This window comes from Alteromonas sp. KC3 (genome assembly GCF_016756315.1).
GTDB lineage: Bacteria > Pseudomonadota > Gammaproteobacteria > Enterobacterales > Alteromonadaceae > Alteromonas.
The window spans coordinates 1,877,819-1,901,626 of sequence record NZ_AP024235.1 but is presented as its reverse complement, the minus strand read 5'-3'; the positions used below and the strand labels follow the sequence as shown (position 1 = coordinate 1,901,626).

Here is a 23,808-nt window from a genome sequence, read left to right as displayed (position 1 = left end):
TAATAAATTGTTAACAATTTAACAATTTGATACTTATGTATAAAAGATTTAGATGGCGAATGATTTTCATGCAGATTTCATTGATTAAAATAAAAAAACACCTTCAAACTGATGTAGGTTTGAAGGTGTTTTCGACTACTCGATTTTTGCTAAATTTTATTGGTTTTTATCAAATTTTTTCTTGTACAAGTCTTTATTGAATGTAGTCATGGCCTCAATTAATTCTGGGTATGGCACATCAGCTACGGTAACAAGACCAATATTGGCGTTTTCACCATCGTGGGCGCGGCCCGTTATCGGTTCATCAATATACTGGAACCAATGCGCACCAATCATATAGGGTTTGCTAATAACACTTTCCATATACTCCGTGTACATTCTTGCTCTATCTGTTTGGTCGCTCGCGTGCACGATTCCAGGGTTATATAGCCCAGAATCAGTCGCCGTACCTATATGAAATTCACCAATAACTACGGGTAAGTCTATCTCGTCTAAAAATGCCCAAAACTCTGGCTGCATACCCTCTTCATAGATATTGAAGCTCAGTGCGTCAGAGTACTTTAACGATGCTTTGATGATTTCATCGGGCATTCCCCAATTAGCCATTCTTGCGCCCATATAAAGGTGATGAGGCAACACATCTTCTAATGTGTTGTGGACCACTGAAAAGTATTGCTCTCCTAAAAGCTCAAGTAGCATGGAAAGGTCGTTTACTAGGTTTTTTCCGTGAGTGTTAAAATTAACGCCTGTTTCAAAGTACTGCCAATTCGGATAATCCGTTTGCCATGCATTGTTTAAGTTATCAATCGTTTTATATTTATTCTTAAGCGCATTTGAAAAAGCCTGCTTTGCTGGACTATCTTTGCTGCTTTTACTGAGGCCATCAAGAATGACACCATATTTTTGCTGAACACTACCTTCTCGCTCCCCCCAACTTTTCTCGTTATCAATAAAGATACCAGCGCACCAAGGAGAACCACTTACTTCCTCAGCAATTTTCTCTATCGTTATACGCGCACGTTTAGCGAATTCAGGGTCAAAAGGGTCTGGCATCTCTCCCCAGTGATTCACGTGGCCAGAAAGAGTTTTGAATTCGCCAATTATCCACCCATTAGCAAAGTAGGGAATTCTCTCAGAGTCATAAAACATTGGATCAACCCAGTTCCCAAAAGAAGTAAAACCCCATTCGTGCATTCGCTTGAGAGTAATCTCTTCCCATTGACTAAGGTATTCATCACCATATTTCCTTTCCAGATTAGCGCGATAAAAACTAAACGTTTCACCATGTTCAATTGGACCTTTGTGAGATGTCCTTCGATAACTGTAGTGCTTTGCTAACGGATCGTCATAACTAGGCAACCATTCAAACATGTCACGACGCACTTTTGAAACAACTGTGGCAGTTTCTCTAATGGCTTTCGGTACCGATACAATATCAATTGAATCTTCGGGAGTAAGTTCGTCGGAATCAATTTTTCTAAGCTCGCTATTGTTATAATCCATACCAGTATAAGTAGTGGTATTGGCCATTCTTACGTTAGCAGGTCCATGTGAGAAGAACAGATACCCTTCAGGATCCACCATCCACCACTGCCCGTTTACTTTTTGTGTCCTAAAAAAGCCAGTACCCTGTTGTTTTGGCCCTTTTGTCCATCCTCCATACTGGCTGCGGTCATTCCAAACAGCTGCCGATGACAACGCTTCAGCCTCACGTTGAGCGCGCTCTCTTAATTCAGTGTTGGATGTCACTTTGACATTATTGTCTACACGTGTGCTTTGCCCAAACATATCGACTAATTTAGATAGCCAAAGCGGGTTAGTTTCAGGATTTTCTCTAAAGCGTACGTTTGATAGTTCCATGGTTTTCGTTTCTAAATTCCCGATAACGAAAAACCGTAGTTGGTCAAAGCCTTGGTAATCTTCGCCGACCTTCTTCCAAGAGCGCCATATCATCCTCAACTCTTCAGAGTTCCAAGAAGGAGGATCCCCCCAAAAACCAATATCTGCCGCTACTTCTTCGCCACTAAACGGAAAGAATACTGTCCCTTGATAATTCGCAGGTATACTTACCGAATGACGTTGTTTTACCTCTTCCCCATGTAGAATATCCACATACAAATGCAGTGAAGTTTCGTTATAGTTATCTACATCGAATGCGAGATTATTATCGGTGAATTGCTCAATCTCGTTAATTTCACGCACATCAAACGTAATCGAAGGCATATGCACATTTTTAGGGAAAGATAGCTCAAGCCTATTTTTAACGTTTTTTTTATTTTCCTCAGGTTCAATTACAAGAACACCGTCAAGCGAGTGATTTTTGAACACCGAATGCGGTAAGAGATAGTCTGCGTTTTGCCCGGCGCTAACCAACTCAGTAGTCTGTCTGGTAGAAGGCTCTCGTGCATTATTGCTATCACACCCTGCTAAGGAGAGTGCAGCGGTAAGGCATGTTGCCAGACAAGTTAACTTGAATACTTTTGACTGACCTTGTTTCAGACGAAAGCCACGATTATGCGAGAATTTGCTATAACTACCAGTCACGTTAAATTTCCTTTTCATCAACAATATTGTTAACAATCTACAACTCATCTTTAGCAAATGCAACGTTTTAAAACCCGAGAGCTTGATTCAACTTATTGATCGCGTTTAGAAGTGCATCAGTACTTTGCTGCTGTTTTATATCTAATTCATTTTTCCCGCTAATATCGCTTATCATTAAAGCACCTATTTGTTTACCCTCGTGACGCCCAACTAATCCAACTAATTCTTTGACACCGTTAATATGAAGGCTTTCTCTCCAATCAAAATGGGACTTTGACATCGCTGCAATGTCGTTAATAACCTTAGTCCGAGTCGATGTAAGTTCAGATATGCCTTGTAACGCCTCTTTGATAATTAACTCCCTTACTTCATCTTTACTATGTGATAAAAGAAGAAGACCAGGATTAGAGTCGATTGTTGAGAAGCAACTGCCCTCAGCATAACTTAGAGAAACTGCCCCGGGGCTCCTTGCGTTAACTAAAACCATTGTTTTGCTTTGGTATAACACAAAAAGTTGGCACGATAGCTTCGTCTCGACGGCTAAGTTTTCCATGATAGGTAGCGCTTGTTGACGAATTAAGTCTAATGGTGAAATAGAACGAGCCAAGTTATATAGCTTGAGTGAGAGTCGATATTTGCCGGACCTTTCATCCCTAATTAAGTAGTTGTTACGCGTTAAATTTACCAACACTCTAAAAATTTCGTTGGTACTCCTATTAACACCCTTTGAAATTTCACTTTGAGATAGTGGTGCGCCAATCGTGGCTAAATACTCCATTATCTCAAAACACTTATCTAATGCGGGTACTGCATAATTAATGTTGCTTGCCATAACTGCTCCCTTTTTACTGGTGAAAGTAAAAAAAATTCTTTAGCCCTATTACTCGGTTAGTAACCTCGCCAAACTTTTATATTTAAAAGTGGCATTTTTATATAAAATTAACATTGCATTTACTCATCATTTGCTCAATATTGTCAACAATACACAAAAAACAAACAGGGTATTTATTATGGCAAATTTAACTCAACAGCAAATAGATGACTTTGAAAGAGACGGGTATGTAATCGCTCGCAACTATTATAGCGAGGCAGAAATAGCCAAGTTGCAAGATAAAGCATTTAACGATGACTCGTTGTACCAACGAGCTTGGGACAAAAAAGACGCTTCTGGTACAGTTAGCAAAGTCTGCTTGTGGCAAGATTTAGGTGATGATTTTTATTCTATGTTCTCCAGAGGAAGACGACTCGCAGATGCATGTGAAGAGATCCTAAAAGAGCCAGTTTTTCATACTACAACCAAGATCATGATGAAAGAGCCCTTTGTAGGGGGAGCTTGGGAGTGGCACCAAGACTACGGATATTGGGCGACAGACAACTTCCATCTATACCCCAAACTTATTAGCTGTATGATTGCTATAAATCGTGCAACGATTGAGAATGGTTGTCTTCAAGTATTAAAAGGTTCTCATCATATAGGTCGTATTAACCATCAGAAAACAGGAGATCAAAAAGGCGCAGACATGGATTTTGTCAATGAAGCGCTAAAACGTTTAGAGCTTGTTAATGTCGAGCTAGAACCCGGTGATACACTGTTTTTTCATTGTAATCTTTTACATAAATCAAACCAAAATCGCTCTAAAGATCCCCGTTGGGTAATGATTGCAGCCTACTGTGCAGAATCAGCTAAACCATTTAAAGAGAACTCACTGCTATATCGACCTCTGAAAAAAATCGATGACAGTGCTATTCTCGAGTGGAAAGAATCCGCCATAGCCAAATAAAGTTAGGGTTTTATTATAAGAATGCAAAGGTGTTCTCCGTATAAATACTCATAGCCTCAGCAACTTTTGGGGGTGGAGGCCATTTGCGTTCCACTGCGCTAGATATATATTTCCTTTGTCATCACATTCTAACCCGTGACAATGACAAAACGGGCTCCCTTTTCCACTTAATAATTCTCCTTCTAAAGGTAATTCAGCGCCTAATACAGACACCAGAGTATTTGCTTCGTCGAATATACATATGACACCAGAGTTGTCTTCTGCTCTGTTCCGCTCACCTGTCCAACACACAGGTGCGAGCATATGATCATCTAGAAAAATTGGAGCATGAATAAACGCTCCAGGTAGAGTGAGTGACTTTACATACTGACCATCAAGTGTATACCACATCAACGAGTGCTCTGCCCTAGAGCTAACCAACAGAAGACTCTCGTCTCCTCGTTCATCCATCGTAATTCCATGCCCGTTATTGATTCTATGTACCCCATCCTGACCAAATTTTTTCAAAAACTGACCGTGGCGATTAAAATGCAAAATATAGTCGCTGCCGTAGCCGTCAATAACATAGAACTCGCCATTATTTAGTACGACAACATCGGTAGGATTAAACGACATTTCTGCGGCATATGCGCCATATGTTACCGGATGCCCTACGCTAAAAATAACTTGTCCACTCCTCGTTGTTTTCGTAATCGAGCCAGCTTGGGCGATCATTTTGTTGAAGGGAGATGCCCAGTCGTCAACACTCTCGCCATCCCACCTTCTATTTACAACCCATCCGCTGTCAACCAAAAACAGTGACATTTCGTTGTTTTCAACTAAGCCCTTGAGCCCGTGAAGTCCAGGCCACTGCTTGCCCCAGCTATCTACAACGTTTCCTTTATAGTCATACTCAATCACATTATGGTCTGGATGATCCGTCGCCAATACAAGCCTATCTTGCCAAAACATAAGTGCATGCGCGTTGTTAGGTCTTATCTCACTGTTTAGCTGTTTTCCCCAAATAGGGTCTATTTCGAATTTCCAATCATTCTGTCCAAGCATTTGACGTTCCAAACATTTTATTGACAACTGTTAACAATTAGATCAAATAATAAAGAGGTTGAACGGAGAAATCTATGGTTATTGAGCAAATATCAACATTTGTTAAAACACTTGGTTATAGAAACGTACTTTTTGTAAAAGTTACCACTGAATGTGGCCAGTATGGCTGGGGAGAATCTGGACTCTCCAGCAGAGAGTACGCAGTAGCAGGAGCAATTGGCCATTTTAAACAATTTCTGATCGGCAAAAACGCTTTGGACATCGGCGCTTTGTGGCAAGAAATGTATCGCAGCCAATATTTTGAAGGGGGGCGCGTTTTAAGTGCAGCAATATCTGCAATAGACATTGCACTACATGATATTAAAGGTAAGCACTTTAATGTGCCCATTTATCAACTTCTGGGAGGAAAACAAAGAGATAAAATACCGCTTTTTGCGACAGTAACGCACCCCTTAGACGAAACGATAATCTCTCATTGTCAACAACGTATTGATGAAGGTTGGACCCACATTCGGTTGACAACGGGAGAGCACGGTGCCGCCCAGCAGTCTACTGACTATGATACGAGAAAAGCAATTGCAAGGGCTTCATCTGTTTTAGTTGATGTAAGACATGCGCTTGGCCCTCATATCCAACTTGGAATTGACTTTCATCATCGCTTGTCGGTTTCAGAAGCCAAGAGTTTACTGAACCGCATTCCCCCTGGCACGCTTGATTATATTGAAGAACCCATTCGTTCAGAATCTCCTGATAGTTACTACCAATTACGACAATCATGTAGTACGCCTTTTGCTATTGGTGAAGAACTGACTAGCAAATGGGCTTTTTATCCATTTTTGAAACAAAATCTAATAGACCTCGCTCGTATCGATATCTGCAATGCTGGGGGGTTTACGGAATCGATGAAGATTGCCGCAATGTGTGAACTTCTTTATGTTGATATGATGCCGCACAACCCATTAAGCCCTTTATGTTCACTAGCAACAGCGCATTTTTGTGCAGCTATTCCTAATCTGGATAGCCTCGAATGGCTTCCTTATGCTGAAGATATTTCTTCCTATGCTGCGGTCTTCTCGCACATGCCAAAAACGGAGGGACCATTCCTTTTATTGCCAGACGTACCAGGTTTAGGAGTTGATATCTGTGAAGCCTCACTTAAAAAACTGCCATTTTCATATTGGGAGCCGCCAAGGCTAACGAAACCTGATGGAAGCTATACAAACTGGTAAAACGATGAAAACTAAAAACCAAAAACTCGGTGTTCTGCTACTTATTTTTGTGAGTGTGGTCATAAACTACATGGATAGAACTAACCTTTCGATAGCCGCATCGCAGATGAAGGAAGACCTTTCTCTCTCGAGTGTTCAAATTGGTCTTCTTTTCTCTGCTTTTGCCTGGACATACTCATTGCTGCAAATTCCAGGGGGGTTACTTGCTGACCGTATGAAGATAAGAGTTATCTATCCATTGATTATGATTGGCTGGAGCATTGCGACACTAATCCATGGGGTAGTAAGTAGCTTTCTAGCGCTAGTTGGCCTGCGGATGTTGGTCGGCCTATTTGAAGCGCCCTCGTACCCTCTTAACAACAAAATTGTAACGTCTTGGTTTGCAGAACAAGAAAGAGCTAGTGCGATCGCTATTTATACATCTGGCCAATTTATCGGTCTAGCATTCGCCATTCCGTTACTTGCATTCATTTTAGAGTGGCTGGGTTGGCGCGGTCTGTTTGTTGTTTCTGGAGTGATTGGCATCATTTGGGGAGCTATTTGGTACTATGCTTATCCTAAGAAAAGCGAAACGCAAAACTACATATCGACACAAGAACCAAACGTAAAAACCTCATTAGATTTCAAAGCTACGCGCAATCAACTTAAACTCGCTTTTACTAGTAAAAAATTATGGGGTTTGTATATTGGTCAGTTTTGCTTGGGAAGCACGCTCGTGTTTTTCCTAACCTGGTTTCCAACCTATCTAGCTGATTATCGTGGCCTAAGTATTGTCGAATCTGGTTTCTACGCGTCGGTGCCATTTCTCTGTGCGTTTTTTGGCGTACTCATATCAGGAACCTTCAGCGACTGGCTAGTAAAATACGGAGTAAGTAACGAAGTGGCCCGTAAAACCCCAGTTATTGCTGGTCTTCTTTTGTCTAGCAGCGCTGTTGGTGCCAACTTTGTAGAATCCACAGCCATGGTAACAGTGTTTTTGTCGCTGTCTTTCTTTGGTAATGGATTGGCCTCTATAAACTGGATTTTTGTTTCATTGTTAGCGCCTAAATCAATGGTAGGACTCATTGGAGGCTGCTTCAATTTCATTGGTGGTCTGTCGGCTGTAATCATACCCATAGCTATTGGCTACTTAGTGCAAGATGGTAATTTTGAACCTGCATTAATACTCATTTGCTTTCTCGCACTCTTGGGCGTCTGTTCCTTCTTATTTTTAGTCGGAAAAATTGAGCAGCTACCCGAACCAACATCTTAACCTGCATTATTTTAGGAATAACCACATGACTGAATCTCTTGCAAATATCTGTTCATCAAAAGCTATTGCTATCATCCGCGTTAAAGACACTCATTCTATAGCAAGAATAGTCGACTGCCTCGTTGATGGAGGTATCAAAGCACTAGAAATCACAAGCAACACCCCTAACTACTTACAGGCTATAAAAGACTTACGTAAGCGTTACCCGAGTATAAGCATTGGTGCAGGTACAATAACAAATACTTTCTTGGCGTCTGAAGCAATTGATGCAGGAGCGCAATTTTTAGTGACGCCAAATACGTCTAGATCTGTCATAGCAATGGCCAATACAAAAGGCATCCCTATCGTCGTAGGGGCATTTACACCTTCCGAGGTTTATAATGCGTATGAATGGGGCGCTGACCTGGTAAAGCTATTTCCCTCCAACGTGCTTGGCTTAGATTACGTTAAATCACTTGTTTCAGGCCCTTTTAATCAAATTCCAATTTTATCTGTCGGTGCGGTAGATGAAAAAAACGCTGCTGACTGGTTAAAGGTAGGTTGCATAGGCGTTGGCTTTGCGGGAAATTTGACTCAACCAATCCTATCAGAAAACGACTATTCAATTCGAAAGGCAAGAATAAAATCCCTCTTAAATTCAATCAATTGATATTCAGCCTTTTTTTGGCCACTTATTATTGTTGACAATTAACAGTTAATCAAAAATAATGAAAAGAGCTACATATTGTTTACAATTAACAAACATATGGGACACCAAAAATGAAAAAATATGGGTTAACTGCACTATCACTCTCTATAATAAGTGCTCTACATGGCGCGCAAGTCCATGCGCAGCAAGAAGAAAAAGAACTTGAAGTTATTCAAGTTAAGGGAATTCGAGGCGCACTGGCGTCTGCAATGGATGTAAAAAGAAGCTCTTCGGGTGTGGTTGATGCGATTTCTGCTGAAGATATTGGTAAATTCCCCGATACAAACTTAGCTGAGTCTTTACAGAGAATCACTGGTGTCTCCATTGACCGAACAAATAACGAAGGTAACCAGGTCACAGTTCGTGGTTTTGGCCCAAGCTTTAATCTTGTTACGCTCAACAACAGACAAATGCCTAACTCATCTGCACTAGAAACCGCTGGTATTTCTCGCAGTTTCAACTTCAGGGAACTAGCAGCAGAAAGTGTATCAGGTGTTGAAGTTTATAAAACTGGGCGAGCAAATGTAAGCTCCGGTGGTATAGGCGCAACTATCAACATAAACACAGCTCGCCCATTTGCTATGGATGAATTTGTCGCAGTTTGGAGTGCTAAGGCTGTGATGGATACCAGTGTCACCACGGGTGATAGTGTAACGCCTGAAGTATCTGGCATGATCAGTAAAACGTTTGAAGACCGAAAGTTTGGGATTCTGGCATCATACTCTCACGCAGAACGTGACAGTCATGTTGATCGAATAGGCGCATTTAACTGGAGCCGAGGATACCCTGGACAAGCAGACCCAGATACTTCGGCAATTGATACCACACGCAATCCAACACTCGCAACATGGCGAACGCCAACAGTTGATCTCGACGACACGAACTATGAGCGCGAACGCCAAAATGGGCAACTCGTTCTACAGTATAGACCCACAGATTCGCTCACCATGACAGCAGATTACGTTATGTCACGCCTTGAAGAATTCGGAAATCAGCATCGTATGAGCTTCTGGTTCGACAATGTTGAACAAGGCGCAGCTGACGTTAATGGCACAATAATCAATCCATTGCGTACAAACGACGAGCTTAATTTCTGGTCTTGGGAATATAACTTCGAGACTGAGAATGATTCTTATGGCCTTAACTTTGATTGGCAAGCCAATGATGCTCTGCGTTTCAAACTGGACCTACATGACTCGACGTCACATTCAAACCCTGGTGCCCTTCCAGCAGAAAGACTTGCCAACCTCAAAAACCCATTTGGTGCTGCGGCGCCGGTGACAATATCTGCCGACTTCAGCGGCGATATTCCATCCGTTGCCTATGATGATTCCGCGTTACCTGGCGGGGCGTATGCACTTGAAAACATAGAAGGTGATTTGTACCAAGAGCGTGGGTTTGAGGTCGAAAATAATATACAGCAAGTTCAGTTTTCTGGCCGATGGTTGAATCTCTCTGATGGCGCACTGGACGCCATTCATTTCGGCATTGCACACACTAAGTACACAGTTGACTCTGTCAAGATAAACGGCGCTAACTTCGGTTTAGGTAACGGTGCTTTGGATATAAGCGAATTGGACTTGCGTTTCATAGAGGGTGACATAGGCTTTGAGTTCATTCCTGTATACAGTGCTGATCAGTTCATAGAACTTACCAAAGCACAAGGACTCTATATTGAACCAAACAAGAGCTTAAATGGAATTGAAGAAATCACGACCGCTGCATTCTTATCTTTTGATTTCGTAACCGAATTTAATGATATGGAAGTTAGAGCTAACTTCGGTGTTAGGTATGAAGAGTCAGATGTAGAGTCATATTCGATTAATAGACCTGTTGTAGGCTTTAACTGGCTAACACCACTAGAAATGTCGAAAGTCTTTGCTGATGAAGAAGTATTTGAAACGCTAGATGGCTCCTATGAGCATTTCTTACCCAATTTTGATTTTTCACTAAGTATTACTGACGACATTATTGCAAGATTTGCTTATAGCAAGACTATAGCGCGAAGTGATATTACCGCTATGTTTCCGGCTACGAGCCTAGACAACCACCTAGCCACGGGCCCGTTTAGAGCATCGCAAGGCAACCCTAACCTTCTACCCTATGAAGCTGACAACTTCGATCTTTCACTCGAATATTATTACGACGAAGGAAGTTATGTTTCGCTAGGACATTTTCGCAAGCAAGTAGATAACTTCATTGCAATCGGTGAAGAGGAACGTGTTATAGAAGGCCCTAATGGTCCGTTAACAAATCCTGCTGGTGCAGCACGCCCGGGGTGTCCAGGTGGAGCAGCGGATAACCCTCTCCCAGCATGTGTATCACAGCCAGGCGATCCGGTAATCGAGTGGATTGTATCTACGCCGCTCAATTTGGACGAAACTCGAGTTTATGGGTGGGAGTTCAACGTGCAACATTTATTTGGCGAAAGTGGGTTCGGCACTATTGTGAACTACACAATGGTCGACAGCAGCGATAACTACGACGTTTACTCTTTGGAGAATGATTTTGCTCTACCTGGCCTGAGTGATTCTGCAAACCTTGTCGCGTTTTATGAGCAAGATAATTATCAAGTGAGAATTGCATACAACTGGCGTGATGAGTTCCTTCTACAAGGCGGAATTGAACCCCTCTTCACAGAGGAGTATAGCCAGATTGATATCTCCGCAAGTTACGACATAAATGAATCATTGTCACTTTTCTTAGAAGGTATAAATGTGACGAATGAAAAAACAAGACGCCATCAACGCTTCTCAAATCAAATCCGCGATTACGAAGAATACGGCCCGCGCTACAACATCGGTATCCGAGGAAAATTCTAATCACTAGGAGATGCTGGCGGTGTTTGCCGCCAGCAAAAGCATTATGCATAGACAGCCACAATCAAATTCAAATGACATCGTGAACATCACTATTTTAGGTGGTGGAACCGCTGGTTGGATTACTGCTGGCGTAATTGCAGCGCACCACAAAAAACAAAAAACCAACTTGGTAAACATCACGTTAGTTGAATCTCCAACCATTCCTATCGCCGGCGTAGGTGAAGGTACTTGGCCTTCGATGAGACGCACACTTAAAGAGATGGGTATCAGTGAAACCGATTTCCTACTCCAATGCAATGCGACCTTTAAACAGGGTGCAAAGTTCGCGAAATGGGTTAATGGTAGCGATAATGACGCCTATTACCATCCGCTGGTCGAACCTAGCCGATATCATGCGTACAATCTTGCAAACAATTATGTTAACACACCTCATAGCGTACGCTTTGAAAGTATAGTATGTCCCCAAGGGGCCGTATGTGAATTAGACTTAGCCCCCAAAAATTTATCTCAACGTGAATATGAAGGACTGTTGAACTATTCATACCACCTTGATGCCACGGCATTTGCGTCATTTCTTAAAAAACACTGCATTGAGAAATTAGGGGTTAACCATGTGATCGCAGATATCGACCAAGTAGAAGGTACGAGTGAAACCTCTATTACCGCGCTGATTACGGAAAAGGGAGAGAAGATCACAGGTGACTTGTTTATAGATTGCTCGGGATTTAAAAGTAGGCTTCTAGGCAAACATTACGAAACGGAGTATGTTTCGTGTCAAGAGACTTTGTTTTGTGACCGTGCCGCCACTCTCCATGTTGACTATGACGAGGGACAAACAATTCCTCCTTACACAATTTCGACCGCCACGCAAGCAGGTTGGATTTGGGATATAGGGCTTCCTCACAGAAGAGGTATTGGTCACGTTTTCTCTTCACATCACATGAACAATGAAAAAGCAAAACAATGCTTAGCAAAATATATTAGACGAGATATTTCTGACATTGATATCAAATACTTTGATATCAATCCGGGACATAGAAAAGTATTTTGGAAACACAATTGTGTTGCAGTAGGTTTGAGTGCTGGCTTTTTAGAACCGCTTGAGGCTTCTTCGCTTGTACTGGTTGAAATGGCTGCAAAATACATTGCCGAACATCTTCCGAAAACCTCTTGTGTTATGCCAATAGTAGCCAAAAAGTTTAATCAAACGTTTCTCGCTCGTTGGGAACAAATTATCGATTTTCTAAAACTTCATTATGTCCTTAGCGAAAGACCTGAGCCATTTTGGGAAATGCACCGAAACAAAGACACTTGGCCAGATTCTTTGGTGGATAACTTGATGCTTTGGAAATACCAACCACCTTGGCATAGCGACTTTGCTTTTGTCGAGGAAGTATTTCCAAGCGCAAGCTATCAATATGTACTTTACGGTATGCAGCCTAATTTCACATCTTCCAACAATATTGACGCTCTTGAGTGCGAACAACTGATGCGTGAAGAAACAACAAAAAGAAAACAGCAAATACAATACTTCAAAAATCAACTTTACGACCAGAGAACACTTCTCAACAACATTGCCAAATTCGGCTTGCCTTCTCACTAACCTTTTATTCTGCGCAGGTAAACACAAATGCAAAAGCTCGAGCCCTTAACGGTTGAAAATCACCAACACCTCAAAATCACTAAAAATTATACGGGCAAAGCTATTTTTAATCAGAGTACTTTTCCAATTTTGATAACTGAGTTTGAACAAATTCAACGTGAATATCCCATTGCGTTATTTCGCTCGCCATTGGATGGGAAACTTAGCGTTCATGCACTTACAAGTTTAGAAGAAGGTACAAATCAATTTATCAAGAATGAGAAATGGCAAGCCCAGTACATTCCACTTTTTGTGCATTGCCATCCATTTGCTTTGAGTAACTCAAATGGTGCGAAACCGTGTCTAAAAGTAAACTCTCTCCATGTTGCTTTTGAAAATGGTACAGAGCCATTGTTTCACGAAGACGGCACTGACACTGAATTTTTATATGCCATGCGAACATCAATGGTCGACATTCAAAACCACTACCAAATCACCCAAGGATTTTTGGACTTCGTTGAAAAACACAATCTTTCAGAACCTCTCACTATACGATTTGAGGATGAGGAAGGTGCTCTACAGCAAAAAGAAGGGATATTGACTGTACAACTCGTTAAATTCCATCAATTACCGGACGACGTTAAGCTGGCAGCAATAGCTAATGGCTTTTACCAAGCTATTGTTCTCATCAATGCAAGTTTGCACTCTTTTGCTTTGCTCTTAAATAAATAAAAACATAGATCAGAATTATACGTATACAAAAAAGGTGCAACCATGCTAACAATAAAAGACGTTGCAAAGCGAGCGGGTGTATCGCAAGCTACCGTTTCCAGAGTGTTAAACAATACTAAACCTGTAAGGCTGGAAACGCGACGACAAATAGAATCTATAATTCAAGAACTCCATTACACGCCTAATCCCAATGCTGTCAACTTAGGCCGAAAACGCCAGAAAATAATTGGACTTGCGTATTCCTATTCTCAAGAAGAAAGTATTCAAGTTCTGCGAAATACGGAAGCTTTTGCAAGAGAAAAAAACATACCTCTTCAAATCAGAAGTACTCAACCAGATGCACATAGTGAGTTAGAAGCTATATCGTGTTTGATAGCTTTTGGGTGTAATCCTGTATTTGCTCATGTATCGTATCTTGATGATGCAACTCTATCTTCTCTATTAGCTTACTACCCGCAACTTCACTTAATTGATAGGGGTAGTAATACTAACGGTGCTCATTGTGCTTTGTATGATCATAAAAAGGCGGGTGAACTTTTCGCCAGTGCATTAAAACAAAGTGGCACATCTCAAAATCTATGTGTCTTCGCCCTTAAACCAAGTGTCAACGCAACTATTAGAGAAAAGACATTTAGAGATAAATGTGAACATCCCATAAGTGTACAACGGGCCACCAATTCGTTTTCTGCAGGAGAACAAATGATTCATAATTTGATATCATCTGGCCTCATCCCAGAAACTATTGTGACGGATCTAATGGACACGGCACTTGGTATGTTAGTCGCTTTTAATGAAATAGCTCCTAGAAATACTAAACCACCTACCCTAATAACTTTTGGCTTGGAACACTCCGTCCATTCCATTGCCGACAACTTTGTGAATATTAACTACCCTATCCAATTACTTACAAAAAGGATTATTAGCAGTGCGTTTAATCAACATGAGGATACAGAGGCAAAGCGAATAAAATTGATCTTACCCACCATAAAAATAAAAGGACCTAAGCTAAACACGTTTCCGCATGACTCTAAATAAATATAAAGAAAACAGTAAAAATCCCATAGTGACCGGTTCACTCACCGCATGAGTCACGATTGTAAGGTAGCCAATGTCAGCAAATGAAGCGATTGTTGTGTTACTTATCGTGGTAGGAACTGGCCCTAAATAGCCTGTCATGAGATCAGACGCGCCACCAGGCCAACCTTCATCCCAATGGCCGTTTGCGGTACCGGGTCCGCCATCTAATTCCACAGGAACAGAATCAGCACCTGAGTCAAATTCTTGCCGATAGATATCAAGGGCATATTTGCCAGTGTAACGACCTGAGCCCTGTACGTAGACATTCTGCGTGCCAGGAAAGTACCGTCCCGCATCCCACAATGTACCAAAGCCAATGACATGCGCCATTTCATGTACAACAACATCAAATAATAGATTTGCCCGCTCAAGTGCATCAAGGTCGGCTGTATCGAAGCGCATAGTACCGCGCGTGGTGTAAATGATCCCTACGTCAAGCGCCTGTGCGATTGAGCTTGGCCCCGCTGAGCCTAGCACATTACCAACGCCATCGATGTTTTCGCCACTGGCAGAAATAACCAAATTAAGGTTAAACGCGCTTTGCACACCTGGCAGTACGAATTCCCAAAAGTTTACAGCATCATCGAAAATGTCGGCTTGAGAGGACGATAAACCTCCCATATTGTTCACTGTAATGTTAAAGAAACCAGCCATGCTCTGCGTGCTAACAAGCAGCATGGCAAAAAGGAAAGAGCGAATACTCGACATACAAAAGCGCATACTGGCCAGCCTCAGGAAATTCACGGTGAATTGCTTATCTAGTTATAGACAAGATTGTTGGATTGCGAAACTACACGTAGTTAGATTCGAACTAAAGTCGATACCAATTAACGTTATATCTCGATGATGAATCGCGCCACTTTGATATCGCCCACTTCTATGGTTGAATCAAGCACACCACCCACTGATTTGATCATGTTTTGCGATGCGTGATTATCAGAGTAACAATGAACATGTAATTGACTGTTATTGGCGTAGCCAATATGGCGTGATTTTGCTATTTCACATGTCCATCTTAGCAGCAGTGTGCTCAAGCCTTTGCCACGGGCACTTGGTCTTATTCCTAAGCCGATATGACCGCCCACATGGGCTATTTCGGCATTCAGACGCTGTCTAAGATTAGACACACCTAGCAAGGTGTTGCCACGCACTAACCAGAATGTAGCACTGTCTACATACCCTTTAGGGAGATCAACACCTAATCGAAAGGCTTCTAAACGATCAAGATAATTTCTAAAGTCTGACGCATCGAGATCTAGCACAAACGGATAGCGCTCTTCATCGCCTAACTCAGCAATGTATTCACGATAACTAGGTTCAAAGCGCACTGACGGCGTAACCAGTTGATATGTCACACCATCAATACACGACTGTTTTAAGAATTCAGACACGCTCATCGACTCAATCAATTACCACGTAAGATCGTCAGGAATTTCATAGTCTGCGTACCAATCGTCCTCGTCTTCATCTTTACCATCGTTGCCACTCTTATCAAGGTCAGCGCGGTAAATCACAGAACTTGCATCACGCTGGGCAATTTTGTCAGCCACCGGCGTAGGAACAAGTTCATAGGCATCATCAAGTAGGACTACGGTTAAACGCCCTTTTGTTACTTGTTTATGCATTTCTTCACTCACGTACATACGCTTGACCACGTTGTCATGCGTGAAGTTCAACACAGTGTCCCCTTTACGGTCTTGCTTATTAACGGTAATTAATTGGCGAACTTGTGCCGCTATAGAGCGTTTTTCACGCTCTTGCTGCTGAAGCTGGTTTAATTCGCGCGAACGCGCTTTCTTTTCTTCAGCTGCTTGTTGGGCCGCGATAGTGGCTTCATCTACCACGGGCTGCTTTTGTTTGTTCTTTTGCTTCTGCTTTTTGCGTTTGTCTGCGCGTGCTTGCTTTGCTGTCGCTTTATCGGCTAAACCAGCTTTGAGCAATTGGTCTTGTAATGAGGCCATGCTTTTTCTCTACTACGTAAACGTTTTTGGTATTGTACAACGTTTTGGTTACTCGCAAAAAGCCCGAGAAAAACTCGGGCTTTGTAAGAGCGTGTTAACAAGCTAAATGCTTATTTTTTCTTTGCTTTGGGTTTTGCAGCTGGCTTCTTGGCCGCTTGCTCCTGCCACTTACCATCGTCGTACCACGCTGACCAACCTGTTGCTTTGCCATTTTCGTTTTCAGACATAACATACTGTTGTTTGGTTTTTCTGCTATAACGCACGATAGCAGCATTGCCGTCAGGGTCGGTTTTTGGCGCATCTGCCAGATAGTAGAACTTCGGTGAAATTCTATCTCTAAAGCGTGCTAACTCTTTCACTTTTGGCGCGCGTGTCTCACGCGATTTAGGGAAGTTATGTGCAGCTAGGAAAATACCTGAAGCGCCGTCTCGCAACATAAAGTGCGCGTCTGACTTTTCACACGGCAATTCCGGTAAATCAACAGGATCTTCTTTAGGTGGCGCGGCTTCGCCGTTGCGCAGCAATTTACGCGTGTTCTTACATTCTTCGTTAGTACACCCGAAATACTTACCGAATCGACCGTTTTTAAGCTCCATATCGCTGCCGCATTTATCACACTCGATAATGGGCCCGTCATACCCTTTAATTTTAAAGGTGCCGGTTTCAACTAATGTGCCATCACATGTAGGCGTGTTACCACAGACATGAAGCTTACGCGTTTCATCAACAAGGTAGCTGTCCATTGCGGTTCCACACTTAGGGCAACGCTTTTTAGAACGAAGTGCTTCTGTTTCCAGCTCTTCTTCATCATCAACTTTCACCACTTCGTCACCTGGTGTAAGGTTCATCGTATTCGTACAACGCTCCTTAGGCGGCAGATTGTAGCCAGAACAGCCCAGGAATACCCCTGTTGAAGCTGTTCGCACATTCATTTCTCGGCCACACTTGTCACACTCTATGCCCGCAGGTACAGCTTGATTTAAGCGCATACCGCCTTCTTCAGGGTCTTTTTCAGCGTTTAGCAACTTGCCATAAAAACCGCTGTAGAAGTCGTTCAGTACGTCTTTCCAATCTTTATTGCCTTCTGCAATATCATCAAGCTGTTGCTCCATGTTTGCAGTAAAGTCGTAGCTCATCAAATCGTCGAAGTTTTCCATTAGACGATCGTTAACGATTTCACCCATTTTCTCTGCGTAGAAACGTTTATTTTCTAAACGAACGTAACCGCGATCTTGAATAGTTGAAATAATGCTAGCGTAAGTAGAAGGACGCCCGATACCACGCTTTTCCAACTCTTTAACCAACGACGCTTCGTTAAAGCGTGCAACTGGCTTGGTAAAATGCTGTTTAGGATCAAGCGCTTTCAAGTTAAGCACGTCGCCTTTTTGCACATCAGGCAACATTAATTCTTCATCGCCCTTCTTGCGAAGCTGTGGCTGTACACGTGTCCAACCATCAAACTTAAGCACACGGCCTTTTGCAGTTAATTCATAGTCACCTGCAGCAACCTTAATGGTTGTTGCATCATACTTAGCTGGTGTCATTTGACACGCCACAAATTGACGCCAAATCAATTCATATAAACGCTGTGCATCGCGTTCCATGTCACCCAAGCTTGCAGCGCTAATGCTTACATTCGATGGACGAATAGCTTCGTGCGCTTCCTGAGCCCCCTCTTTGCTGCCGTAGCGAATGGGTGAGTCAGGCAAATATTTGTTGCCAAAATTATCTGAGATATAAGCACGTGCACTATCCAGTGCTTCTTGGCTCAAATTAGTCGAATCGGTACGCATATACGTGATGTAGCCAGCTTCATAAAGTCGCTGCGCCATCATCATGGTTTTCTTCACACCAAAGCCTAAACGCGTACTTGCGGCTTGTTGCAATGTCGAGGTAATAAACGGTGCAGAAGGACGGCTTTGTGTAGGCTTCGATTCACGGCTTTCAACGGTATAGTTCGTCCCCTCTAAGGCGGCCAATGCCTTATCAGTTTCGGCCTTATTTTTAGGTTTAAACGCATTCCCTTGGTGCTTGGCAACCAGCATGCGAAGGGCCGCTTTTTCCTTACTTGTTAAGTCGGCATGTACATCCCAGAACTCTTCAGGAACAAAGGCTTTAATCTCGCGCTCGCGTTCAACAACCAAGCGAACAGCAACCGACTGAACGCGTCCAGCGGAAAGGCCGCGCGCAATTTTTTTCCACAGCAGCGGAGACACCATAAAGCCGACAACGCGGTCTAAGAATCGACGAGCTTGTTGGGCGTTAACCCGAGAAATGTTGAGCTCACCTGGGTCTGAAAACGCATCTTGAATGGCATTCTTAGTGATTTCGTTGAATACCACACGCTGATAGGTCTTATCTTTTTTGCCTAGCAACTCTTGCAAGTGCCATGCAATCGCCTCTCCCTCGCGATCCAAATCGGTTGCGAGATAGATAGTGTCAGCATCTTTAGCCAGCTTTTTAAGCTCATTAACGACTTTTTCTTTGCCTTGTAGCACCTGATAGTGTGCTTTCCAGTCTTTCTCTGGATCGACACCCATTCTGTCTACAAGTTTTAAATATTCGTGTCGGCGAAGGTATTCTTGTCTCTCGTCTTCGCTTAAAGTTTTGAGTTCTTTTGCTGGTTTTTTAGGCTCTACTTTGCCTAAAGCCTTCGTTGGAAGATCTCGCACGTGGCCAACCGAACTTTTTACGATAAAATTTTTGCCAAGATATTTATTTATCGTTTTCGCTTTGGCTGGTGACTCGACTATGACCAGTGATTTTGCCATATAATTGAACTAAACCTATTGATTTTAAATGACTTATTACGTCAAATACTGAAAATTGGAGCAACCTTGCACTATATATAGGGTACTCGCTCTTTTTTAACATATATCTACAAAGTGAATGGAAAACAAGATCTTCTTCATACTTATTCTTTCTACTGCTTTAAACGCGCACAAAAACCGTTCAAATTTTAACCGCCTTGATTGGCATTGCCTTTAAAAGCCGTATAATGCCAGCCATTACAACCTAGCATGCGTCAACGCAACCGTGCGCTTTTGCATTGAAGTTTGACACATCTAACCTAAGCCTACTGGGCAATAAAAGTGCATCATTTGTCTTTCCTATCGCCTTAGCAGCATAGAAGCCAAATGAGAAAACACCAAAAATGAGGGAATGTATGAAGCAGTTTGAAGTCAATTTTGATGGCCTTGTTGGCCCTACCCATAACTACGCTGGCTTATCATTTGGTAATGTTGCTTCTTTGAACAATGCAAATGCTGTAAGTAGCCCAAAGCAAGCCGCCAAGCAAGGACTTGCTAAAGCAAAGGCGCTAGCAGATATGGGAATGGTTCAAGGGGTTTTAGCGCCGCAAGAACGCCCAGATATTGCCGCATTGCGCAGATTAGGCTTTACAGGCTCTGATGCACGAGTGCTAGAAAGCGCTGCGAAGCAGTCTCGCGAGATTTTCTTAGCATGTTGCTCTGCTAGTAGTATGTGGACGGCAAATGCTGCTACGGTGTCTCCTAGCGCCGATACTGCCGATGGACGGGTGCACTTTACCCCTGCAAACTTAACAAACAAGTTTCACCGTTCATTAGAGCCACAAGTCACGGGTAATATTCTGCGCGGGACCTTTGCGAACGAAAAGCATTTTGCACATCACCAGCACTTACCTGACAATGAACATTTCGGTGATGAAGGTGCCGCTAACCATACGCGTTTGTGCAGCAACTACGGCCAAGCCGGTGTTGAGCTATTTGTATATGGCCGTCACGCATTTGACACCAGCAAACCTGCACCTAAAAAATTCCCAGCCCGTCAAACACTTGAAGCTTGCCAAGCCGTCGCGCGTTTGCATGGTCTAGATGATGATGGCGTTGTTTACATGCAGCAAAACCCTGATGTTATCGACCAAGGTGTCTTCCACAATGACGTTATTGCGGTGGGTAACCAAAACGTATTGTTTTTCCACGAACAAGCGTTCTATCAAAAAGAAGCGGGCTTAAAAGAGTTACAGGCGAAATTTGGTGATGAGCCACTGCATTTCATTGAAGTCCCCACCGATGAAGTGTCGGTATTGGACGCCGTTAAGACGTATTTATTTAACACACAAATAATTACGCTACCAAGTGGCGAAATGACTATTATTGCGCCGACTGAGTGTGAAGAAAATGACGCGGTTAAGCGTTACTTAGACAAGCTTGTCACACTAGGTACACCCATTACGTCGGTAAATTATTTCGATGTTAAACAAAGTATGCGTAATGGTGGTGGCCCCGCTTGTTTGCGTTTACGCGTTGCGATGAATGACCAAGAGTTAGCAGCGGTTAACCAAAATACGTTAATTAACGACGCACAATTTGCACGATTAAATGCGTGGGTAGACAAACACTATCGCGATCAGCTTAGTGAAGATGACTTGCGTGATCCGCAGTTACTTATTGAGTCACGTACTGCACTTGACGAGCTAACACAGCTATTGAAACTCGGCTCTGTTTACCCATTCCAGCAAGGGTAACAATATAATTAAAAAAGCCCGTCAACGACGGGCTTTTTAGTATTCATTAATATATGACGCTACGGACAAGTACCAACACCAAATGGGTTATCCGCAGGTCTTACGTTTTCATCACTAACATCATCGGCAAGAACAGAAAGCTGGAATGTGGTCGTCGCTTGTGCTTCGCTTCCCGTTGACTGTCCAAATACGGATATTTCAGAAAAATACCATCCGCCATAGTTTTCCGGATAACGATACTCAATCTCAGCATAACCATTTTCGTCCGTTACGCCATTATTAGTAAGCGTCAACGTGCCTACGATACCTGGAGTTAATTGCTCATCACCGTTTGAATCCTCACCAGCATCTAGAATTCCATTTGCGTTGATATCTTCATTTGAACACTCTGTAATATTGGCTTGGACCCAAAGTGAATTAATAGTGTTAAACACCCATTCACCACGCCAATACACTCCGCCTTCGTTAAACTTAACCGGGTTTACTGATGCAGTAAGGTTCACACCACTTACAGGGCGCCCAGCAGAATCTGAAACAAAAACCGCAAAACGTTTTAAATAGGATGTCGTGGTCTCTTGCTCAATTTGATTGCCAGTACCAATTACAATATCAAATGCTCGTGCGCCCACCGTAATTAGAACGTCATCAGAAATGGCTTCATCTTCTGCGACAAACGCAGTTATTACCACATCTTCATTGCTTGAAACCGACCCCGATGTAAACACGGTAGTAGCGATACCTTTACTGTCTGTTGTCGCCTGTGATGGTGAAATAAAGCCGGTTGAAACGTCGGATACGGTAAAGTTAACTACGCTATTTTTCACTAAATTACCATCTGCATCTCTCACAACAGCGCTGATTGTGCTGGTTTGACCGTCTGGACCAAGAACATCAGGAGACGCATCTGCAATAATGGTGGCAGGAGTCGTTGCAATGAACTCAATTTGTACTCGCGCAGAAACAAGCACAGCTCCGCTAGAATCAGTTGCTGTTGCCGTAATAGAGGAAATCCCTGCATTGTCAGAGCTAACATCTATACTAGCCTGACCGTCGGTATTTGTAGTTACAGTTGAACTACCTGCAATTTGCCCACGAGACACGCTAAACGTAATGTCTTCGCCTGCCACTGGATTATTATCTTGTCGCCATTCCACAGTAATGGTTTGAGCAGTACCTAAAGGCACTTCCTCTGTAGGCAAGTTTATAAAGTTAAACTCGTCTTGTTGTACTTGAACGGTAAAGGTTGCATCTGCATTAAGTGCGCTCGCAGTTATCGTATCTTCGCCCGACGTAGATGCCGTGTATGTCACAGTTGCTTGACCATTTGCACCAGTATTCACGGTGGTAGCGCTAAGTGACCCGTTTGCTGCAGTTAACACCACATCTTGGTTCAAAATAGATGTTCCGTCTGAATCCTGTACGCGAATAGTATAGTCAACACTGTCGTTTAGAATTACCGATGATGCACCGTTAATTGTTACCTCAGTGCCGGTAATGGTGATATCAACGGTTTGTGTTAGTGAACCTGCTGAAGCGGTAATAGTGATGGTGCGATTAGACGCATCGTTTTGTGAGGTTAAAATAGCGCGTGCAGTACCATCAGCTTCGGTTTGAGGTTGAGTTAATTGCAACTCTACGCCAGCACCTGACTGAGCAGAGAAACTCACATCAACACCTTCCATCAATACACTTTGATCATTTTTGACTAGCGCAATTAACTCGACTTCGTCGCTGCCGCTAGACGCCAATTGAATACTGTTTGCGTAAAGTTCTAGTGTAGCCGGCTCTTCACTGACCACAGTGCTGCCTGTCGAGCTAAATGTAGTAGAAGCTGTCTCGCCAGATGCCGTTGTAACCGTGACTTGCCCATCACCCGACGCAGTGCCAACTGACATACCTATAGTGGCAACCCCTTCATCACTGGTAAGTGCGGTCGCGGTGTCATTGGAAAACTCGGCTAAGTCGTCGTTGCTAAGTGAAAAGGTTAACAGCAAATCGTTTTGTGGCGCACCCGAGGCATCGGTCACTGTGGCAACGGCTACCAACTCGTTGTTTGACGTTAAATTGTTATCTTCTTCACCTGCGGCATTTTGCAATGTAAGGGTTACAGTAAGTTCGGTTGGTGTAGTCGATATTGCGGTAGCCGAGAACGTTGTACTTCCGGTTTCCCCTGTGCTCAAACTCGCCGTTATCTCACCATCACCTGACGCGGTGCTGGCATTTAGCCCAATACGCGCCACGCCACTATCGTTGGTACGAGCCGTACCCGTGTCGTTGGCGAACTCAGCTAGCGCGGCATTGCTCAATGAAAAACTTAATAGTGCATCTGAGTGCGCATTTCCGTCTTGATCTCTTACCGTTGCAACAACGGTTAAGCTATTGTCTTCAGATAAATTATTGTCGCTATCGCCGGACGCATTTTCCAGAGCAAGAGAAATTGTATAAGTAGGTGTGGTCGTACCACCGCCGCCACCGTTACCCGTGTCGGTATCATCTCGAGAGACTGACGAACCGCCTCCACCACATGCTGTTAGCATAAATATTGCGCTAAATACGCTTAGCGTCTTCGCGAATGTCGACATAATTCGT

Annotated in this window: 17 protein-coding genes; 9 read left to right on the top strand and 8 right to left on the bottom strand. The window is 43.0% G+C overall.

Annotation, left to right across the window (positions count from 1 at the left end):
- Window positions 1-156 precede the first annotated feature (156 nt).
- Both JN178_RS08510 and JN178_RS08505 read right to left on the bottom strand, forming a co-directional pair.
- Window positions 157-2,544: a beta-galactosidase gene (locus JN178_RS08510; protein ID WP_232369731.1), complete on the bottom strand. Its 2,388-nt coding sequence runs from the start codon at window positions 2,542-2,544 to the stop codon at window positions 157-159.
- A 67-nt stretch (window positions 2,545-2,611) separates the two neighbouring features.
- Window positions 2,612-3,376: an IclR family transcriptional regulator gene (locus JN178_RS08505; RefSeq protein WP_202265269.1), complete on the bottom strand. Its 765-nt coding sequence runs from the start codon at window positions 3,374-3,376 to the stop codon at window positions 2,612-2,614.
- Window positions 3,377-3,554: 178 nt separating this feature from the next.
- Here JN178_RS08505 and JN178_RS08500 point away from each other — a divergent pair, with 178 nt between their 5' ends.
- The gene (locus JN178_RS08500) at window positions 3,555-4,325 is read left to right on the top strand and encodes a phytanoyl-CoA dioxygenase family protein (protein ID WP_202265267.1); all 771 of its coding nucleotides are present in this window, start codon (window positions 3,555-3,557) and stop codon (window positions 4,323-4,325) included.
- Window positions 4,326-4,373: 48 nt separating this feature from the next.
- Here JN178_RS08500 and JN178_RS08495 read toward each other — a convergent pair whose 3' ends face one another.
- Window positions 4,374-5,369, bottom strand: coding sequence for a 6-bladed beta-propeller (locus JN178_RS08495; protein WP_202265265.1), 996 nt, complete (start codon window positions 5,367-5,369; stop codon window positions 4,374-4,376).
- A gap of 74 nt (window positions 5,370-5,443) precedes the next feature.
- Between JN178_RS08495 and JN178_RS08490 the strand changes: the two genes are divergently transcribed.
- The 7 genes from JN178_RS08490 to JN178_RS08460 all read left to right on the top strand — a co-directional run bounded on the left by JN178_RS08490 (window position 5,444) and on the right by JN178_RS08460 (window position 14,709).
- The gene (locus tag JN178_RS08490; RefSeq protein WP_202265263.1) at window positions 5,444-6,598 is read left to right on the top strand and encodes a mandelate racemase/muconate lactonizing enzyme family protein; all 1,155 of its coding nucleotides are present in this window, start codon (window positions 5,444-5,446) and stop codon (window positions 6,596-6,598) included.
- A gap of 4 nt (window positions 6,599-6,602) precedes the next feature.
- Window positions 6,603-7,850 (top strand): MFS transporter, encoded by a 1,248-nt coding sequence (locus tag JN178_RS08485; protein WP_232369730.1) that lies wholly within the window; start codon window positions 6,603-6,605, stop codon window positions 7,848-7,850.
- Window positions 7,851-7,875: 25 nt separating this feature from the next.
- Entirely contained in the window at window positions 7,876-8,499 is a 624-nt protein-coding gene (locus JN178_RS08480; protein ID WP_202265260.1) for a bifunctional 4-hydroxy-2-oxoglutarate aldolase/2-dehydro-3-deoxy-phosphogluconate aldolase, read from the top strand.
- A 110-nt stretch (window positions 8,500-8,609) separates the two neighbouring features.
- A complete protein-coding gene (locus JN178_RS08475) occupies window positions 8,610-11,360 on the top strand; it encodes a TonB-dependent receptor (RefSeq protein WP_202265258.1) in 2,751 nt (916 codons plus the stop codon).
- A gap of 43 nt (window positions 11,361-11,403) precedes the next feature.
- Window positions 11,404-12,963 carry a tryptophan halogenase family protein gene (locus JN178_RS08470; RefSeq protein WP_202265256.1) on the top strand — a complete coding sequence of 520 codons (1,560 nt, stop codon included), beginning with the start codon at window positions 11,404-11,406 and terminating at the stop codon, window positions 12,961-12,963.
- Window positions 12,964-12,990: 27 nt separating this feature from the next.
- On the top strand, window positions 12,991-13,674 hold the full coding sequence (locus tag JN178_RS08465) for a SapC family protein (RefSeq protein WP_202265254.1): 684 nt from the start codon (window positions 12,991-12,993) through the stop codon (window positions 13,672-13,674).
- Between the two features lie 42 nt (window positions 13,675-13,716).
- The gene (locus JN178_RS08460) at window positions 13,717-14,709 is read left to right on the top strand and encodes a LacI family DNA-binding transcriptional regulator (protein WP_202265252.1); all 993 of its coding nucleotides are present in this window, start codon (window positions 13,717-13,719) and stop codon (window positions 14,707-14,709) included.
- Here the strand turns inward: JN178_RS08460 and JN178_RS08455 are convergent.
- The 4 genes from JN178_RS08455 to topA all read right to left on the bottom strand — a co-directional run bounded on the left by JN178_RS08455 (window position 14,680) and on the right by topA (window position 19,483).
- On the bottom strand, window positions 14,680-15,459 hold the full coding sequence (locus JN178_RS08455) for a leishmanolysin-related zinc metalloendopeptidase (protein ID WP_202265250.1): 780 nt from the start codon (window positions 15,457-15,459) through the stop codon (window positions 14,680-14,682). The two genes, JN178_RS08460 and JN178_RS08455, sit on opposite strands and share 30 nt — an antisense overlap.
- 125 nt (window positions 15,460-15,584) lie before the next feature.
- A complete protein-coding gene (locus JN178_RS08450) occupies window positions 15,585-16,148 on the bottom strand; it encodes a GNAT family N-acetyltransferase (RefSeq protein WP_202265248.1) in 564 nt (187 codons plus the stop codon).
- A gap of 12 nt (window positions 16,149-16,160) precedes the next feature.
- Entirely contained in the window at window positions 16,161-16,712 is a 552-nt protein-coding gene (locus JN178_RS08445) for a DUF2058 domain-containing protein (RefSeq protein ID WP_202265247.1), read from the bottom strand.
- A 110-nt stretch (window positions 16,713-16,822) separates the two neighbouring features.
- Complete coding sequence (gene topA / locus JN178_RS08440; protein WP_202265245.1) at window positions 16,823-19,483, bottom strand: type I DNA topoisomerase; 2,661 nt, start codon at window positions 19,481-19,483, stop codon at window positions 16,823-16,825.
- A 395-nt stretch (window positions 19,484-19,878) separates the two neighbouring features.
- On the opposite strand from topA, the gene astB reads away from it, so the two are divergent.
- Window positions 19,879-21,219, top strand: coding sequence for an N-succinylarginine dihydrolase (astB, locus tag JN178_RS08435; RefSeq protein WP_159624984.1), 1,341 nt, complete (start codon window positions 19,879-19,881; stop codon window positions 21,217-21,219).
- Window positions 21,220-21,278: 59 nt separating this feature from the next.
- On the opposite strand, the gene JN178_RS08430 is transcribed toward astB, so the two are convergent.
- On the bottom strand, window positions 21,279-23,801 hold the full coding sequence (locus JN178_RS08430) for a beta strand repeat-containing protein (protein WP_202265243.1): 2,523 nt from the start codon (window positions 23,799-23,801) through the stop codon (window positions 21,279-21,281).
- Window positions 23,802-23,808 lie beyond the last annotated feature (7 nt).

Excerpts from the sequence above, each read along its gene's own strand:
- JN178_RS08505 (WP_202265269.1), bottom strand. The coding sequence starts at position 3,376 with ATGGCAAGCAACATTAATTATGCAGTACCCGCATTAGATAAGTGTTTT.
- JN178_RS08500 (WP_202265267.1), top strand. The coding sequence starts at position 3,555 with ATGGCAAATTTAACTCAACAGCAAATAGATGACTTTGAAAGAGACGGG.
- JN178_RS08495 (WP_202265265.1), bottom strand. The coding sequence starts at position 5,369 with ATGCTTGGACAGAATGATTGGAAATTCGAAATAGACCCTATTTGGGGA.
- JN178_RS08490 (WP_202265263.1), top strand. The coding sequence starts at position 5,444 with ATGGTTATTGAGCAAATATCAACATTTGTTAAAACACTTGGTTATAGA.
- JN178_RS08485 (WP_232369730.1), top strand. The coding sequence starts at position 6,603 with ATGAAAACTAAAAACCAAAAACTCGGTGTTCTGCTACTTATTTTTGTG.
- JN178_RS08480 (WP_202265260.1), top strand. The coding sequence starts at position 7,876 with ATGACTGAATCTCTTGCAAATATCTGTTCATCAAAAGCTATTGCTATC.
- JN178_RS08475 (WP_202265258.1), top strand. The coding sequence starts at position 8,610 with ATGAAAAAATATGGGTTAACTGCACTATCACTCTCTATAATAAGTGCT.
- JN178_RS08470 (WP_202265256.1), top strand. The coding sequence starts at position 11,404 with ATGCATAGACAGCCACAATCAAATTCAAATGACATCGTGAACATCACT.
- JN178_RS08465 (WP_202265254.1), top strand. The coding sequence starts at position 12,991 with ATGCAAAAGCTCGAGCCCTTAACGGTTGAAAATCACCAACACCTCAAA.
- JN178_RS08460 (WP_202265252.1), top strand. The coding sequence starts at position 13,717 with ATGCTAACAATAAAAGACGTTGCAAAGCGAGCGGGTGTATCGCAAGCT.
- JN178_RS08455 (WP_202265250.1), bottom strand. The coding sequence starts at position 15,459 with ATGTCGAGTATTCGCTCTTTCCTTTTTGCCATGCTGCTTGTTAGCACG.
- JN178_RS08450 (WP_202265248.1), bottom strand. The coding sequence starts at position 16,148 with ATGAGCGTGTCTGAATTCTTAAAACAGTCGTGTATTGATGGTGTGACA.
- JN178_RS08445 (WP_202265247.1), bottom strand. The coding sequence starts at position 16,712 with ATGGCCTCATTACAAGACCAATTGCTCAAAGCTGGTTTAGCCGATAAA.
- topA (WP_202265245.1), bottom strand. The coding sequence starts at position 19,483 with ATGGCAAAATCACTGGTCATAGTCGAGTCACCAGCCAAAGCGAAAACG.
- astB (WP_159624984.1), top strand. The coding sequence starts at position 19,879 with ATGAAGCAGTTTGAAGTCAATTTTGATGGCCTTGTTGGCCCTACCCAT.
- JN178_RS08430 (WP_202265243.1), bottom strand. The coding sequence starts at position 23,801 with ATGTCGACATTCGCGAAGACGCTAAGCGTATTTAGCGCAATATTTATG.